Source organism: Roseateles sp. P5_E11 (assembly GCF_054049355.1).
On the sequence record NZ_JBFUMO010000564.1, the window covers coordinates 1 to 3,721 of the forward strand.

A 3,721-nucleotide genomic window follows, 5' to 3' on the forward strand; every position below is an offset into this window, starting at 1 on the left:
GGGCCTGCTTGATGCCATCCAGGCCATCACCGACGACCCTGTCACCCGCCAGACGCTGACTGACGAATTGACTCGCGCGCTGGCCCAGGAGATGCGCGCCTGCTATGCCGATATTGCCGAGCTGCTGCGCTCGCGCGGCCTGCGACCCCAGGACTTGCGCGTGCGGGCGACGCCGGATGGCGCCGCCTCGCGCCTCGGCGGCCTGGGCGCAGCCACCCAACCCGGCGATCTCGATTCGGGCCATGGCGGCATGTCCAGCCGCGGCGGCTACGGCGGCTCGGCGCATGGTGGCCTGAGCAGCCAGGGAGGCCCCGGCGGCGGCCGCAACAGCGGCTTCGGTGGGGCCGGCGGCGGCTTTGGCAGCCGCGGCGGCGGAGGCAGCGGCGGCATTGGCCGGGTCGACCCCCAGATGATGGACCTGCTGCGCCGCCTGGCGCAGACGCCCGGCGCCTACGAGCCGGCCTATGACAGCCACGGCAACTCCAGCCGCATGGGCCTTGACACCCTCAGCGGTGAGCCCAGCGCCTGGGGGCAGATGCCGCTGCCGCCCAACCTGATCAACCAGCATCGCGACGAACTGCGTCAGATGGCCACGGGCCGGCTGGACCACATGGTCATCGACGTCGTCGCCGGCCTGTTCGACCAGATCCTGTCCGACCCCAAGGTGCCGCCGCAGATGGCGCGCCTGCTGGCCCGCCTGCAGCTGCCCGTGCTGCGCGTGGCCCTGGGCGACGAAACCTTCTTCTCCTCGCGCCGCCACCCGGTGCGCGTGTTCGTCAATCGCATGGCGTCCCTCGCCTGTGCCTTTGAGGACTTCAGCGACGATCCCGGCYGCTCCTTCCTGGCCCATGTGCGCGACCTCGTGCAGGACGTCGCCCAGGGCGATTTCGACCGCATGGACGTCTACACGTCCAAGTTGGACGCCCTGGAAGCCTTCATCACCGAGCAGACCCGCAGCACGCTGAAGGCTGCCGGCGACGCCGCTGCCGTCGTCGAGCGCCGCGAGACCGACCTGCGCCTGCAGCAGCGCTACGCCCTGCAACTGCAGCAGCAGCTCGCCCGTGTGCCAATGCAGGACTTCCTGCGCACCTTCCTGGCTCAAGTCTGGTCCCAGGCCATCGTGCTGGCTTCGCGCGAGGGCGCGCCGGAGCGGGCCCTGCGCCTGCGCACGCTCGGCCGCACCCTGGTCATGAGCGTGCAGCCCAAGGGCGGCACGGCCGCGCGCGCCGATTTCCTGCGCGAGCTGCCCAATCTGATGCGCACCCTCAACGAGGGCATGGACCTGATCCGCTGGCCAGACGGCCCGCGCAAGGACTTCTTCGGCGTGCTGCTGCCCGCGCATGCCGAATCGCTGAAGGGCCAGGCCGCCAGCGCCCTGGACACCAACCTGCTGATCAAGCAGCTCGACCAGATCTTCGGCGTCGCGCCACCAGCCGAGGCCGACCTCGCCAGGCCCATGGCCGGCGAGACGGCGCCCGGCGATCTCGACGCCAGCCAGCGCCTGACGCCGGCCGAGGCCAAGAGCCTGGGCCTCGTCGAGGAAGCCAGCGTCGACTGGAACGGCGAGCTGGACCTCGACCTGTCAGGCAACGACGCCGCGGCCGCGGCCGAACCGCTGCAGGCCGTGGACATCTCCATCGACGGCCTGCCCGCCGCCGAGGGCGCACCCGAGGCCAGCAGCGGCGCCCTGCTGGTGGACAACATGCAGCTCGGCTTCGCCTATCAGATGCACACCGGCAACGAATGGCAGAAGGTGCGCCTGGCCCATGTCAGCGCCGGGCGCAGCTTCTTCATCTTCACGCACGGCAACCGCCACCAGGAGACGGTGACGATGACGGCCCGCATGCTGAGGAAGCTCTGCGAGGCCGACCGCATGCGCGCCTATGAACACGGTCTGCTGCTGGAGCGCGCGACGGCTCGTGCCCGGGCGCAACTGGCGGCGCTCGGCGGCCGCTAGCCGCCGATCAGCCGTCGCGCCATCGCGAGTGCCGCGCCCAGGCTGGCCGGGTCGGCCAGGCCCCGCCCCGCGATGTCGAAAGCCGTGCCGTGGTCGGGGCTGGTGCGCACGAAGGGCAGGCCCAGCGTCACGTTGACGCCCTGCTCCACCCCGAGGTATTTGACCGGGATCAAGCCATGGTCGTGCACCATGGCGACGACGACGTCGAACTCGCCGCGCCGGGCGCGCATGAAGATGGTGTCGGGCGCATAGGGGCCGCTGGCGTCCATGCCCGCGGCACGCGCGTCGGCGATGGCCGGCGCGATATGCAGGATCTCTTCATCACCGAACAAGCCGCCTTCGCCGGCATGCGGGTTCAGCCCGGCCACGGCAATGCGCGGCGCGGCGATGCCCATGCGCTGCAGCGCCGCCTGCGTGATGCGCAGCGTCTCTCCCACGGCCTCACGGGTCACGCGGGAGATGGCCTCACGCAGCGAGCAGTGGATGGTGACGAGCACCGTGCGCAGCTCCTCGTTGGCCAGCATCATGCGCACCGGAACGCCCCCCGCCAGGGCCTGCAGCATTTCCGTATGGCCCGGGTAGGGCGAGCCGGCCGCATGCAGGGCTTCCTTGTGGATGGGCGCCGTGATGAGGGCGCGCGCATGGCCGGCCTGGATCAGGCCGACGGCGGCCTCGATGCACAGGGCTGCGGCCGCGCCGGCACGGGCATCGACCTGGCCCAAGGGGGCATCGATCAAGCCTGCGGGCAGGCCAGCGGGCTGCCAGACTGGCAGGCAGCGCGGCGGTACGCGGCCTAACTCATCGGCCGCATGCAATTCGGCGACCGCCAGGCCACCGCCGGCAGCAGCGACCGCGCGCCTCATGACGGCAACGTCGCCGACCACCAGGGCATCCCGCGGCATCTCGTGCCGCCACAACTTGGCGATGATCTCGGGGCCGATGCCACAGGCATCACCCATGCTGAGGACCAGGGGCTGGCCTAGGGAGTTTTCCGGGGTCATGCCGCATTCTTTCATCACCCCGGCAGCGCGCTGGCAGACTGCCCACCGGCTCATCACGCCGTGGAGACTTTCTTGCGCAAGACCCTTGTTGCCGCCCTGATCGCCGGTCTGCATCTGACCGCCCCCGCCGCCACCCAGCCGGCACCCAAGGCCAATGCAGCCGCTACCGACGCTGCCGCCAAAGCCCATCAGGCCCTGCTGGCCCTGTTCGACGAAGCCTGGGAGTCCGAGGCCCATGCGGCGCCGGAATGGGCCACGCTGCGCGGTGACCTGCGCTTYAACGACAAGCTGAGCGACCGTTCCGCGGCCGGCCTGGCCGCCCGCGACGCTTTTGCCCGCGACATGCTGGCCCGCGCCCGCGCCATGGACGCCGGCCTGCTGGGCGACACCGACCGCGTCTCCCTGGCGCTCTTCATCAACCGCTACCAGCAGGAGGTGGCCATGCAAGGCTTCGCCGGCTGGCGCACCTTGACGCTGGGCACCCTGTACGGCGCGCAATCGGCCCTGGCCGGCTTCGCCCGCAATGTGCCGGTCAACAACGAGACCCAGGTCAAGCAGTGGCTGACGCGCCTGGCCGCCTACCCGGCGCGGGTTGACCAGGAAATCGCCATCCTGCGCCAGGGCCTGACCCTGGGTTGGGTCACCTCCAAGCCGGTGCTGGCGCGTGCCATTGCCCAGGTGGAAGGGCAGCTGACCGAGGACGTCACCAAGAGCCCGGTCTACGAGCCCTTCACGCGCATGACGGTGGACGCCAGCGTCAAGG

At 70.8% G+C, this 3,721-nt stretch carries 3 protein-coding genes; 2 read left to right on the forward strand and 1 reads right to left on the reverse strand.

Features of this window, described 5'->3' with window-relative positions:
- Window positions 1-1,957 (forward strand): DUF1631 family protein (locus tag ACXJKR_RS26990; protein ID WP_457325435.1); only part of this gene is annotated, 1,957 nt, incomplete at its 5' end.
- On the opposite strand, the gene pdxA is transcribed toward ACXJKR_RS26990, so the two are convergent.
- Window positions 1,954-2,958 carry a 4-hydroxythreonine-4-phosphate dehydrogenase PdxA gene (pdxA, locus tag ACXJKR_RS26995; protein ID WP_056192855.1) on the reverse strand — a complete coding sequence of 335 codons (1,005 nt, stop codon included), beginning with the start codon at window positions 2,956-2,958 and terminating at the stop codon, window positions 1,954-1,956. The two genes, ACXJKR_RS26990 and pdxA, sit on opposite strands and share 4 nt — an antisense overlap.
- Window positions 2,959-3,030: 72 nt before the next feature.
- Here pdxA and ACXJKR_RS27000 point away from each other — a divergent pair.
- A partial coding sequence (locus ACXJKR_RS27000; RefSeq protein WP_457325436.1) for a DUF885 family protein occupies window positions 3,031-3,721 on the forward strand: 691 nt, incomplete at its 3' end.

Bases quoted from the DNA above. Each gene is read 5' to 3' on its own strand.
- pdxA (WP_056192855.1), bottom strand. From the start codon at position 2,958: ATGACCCCGGAAAACTCCCTAGGCCAGCCCCTGGTCCTCAGCATGGGT.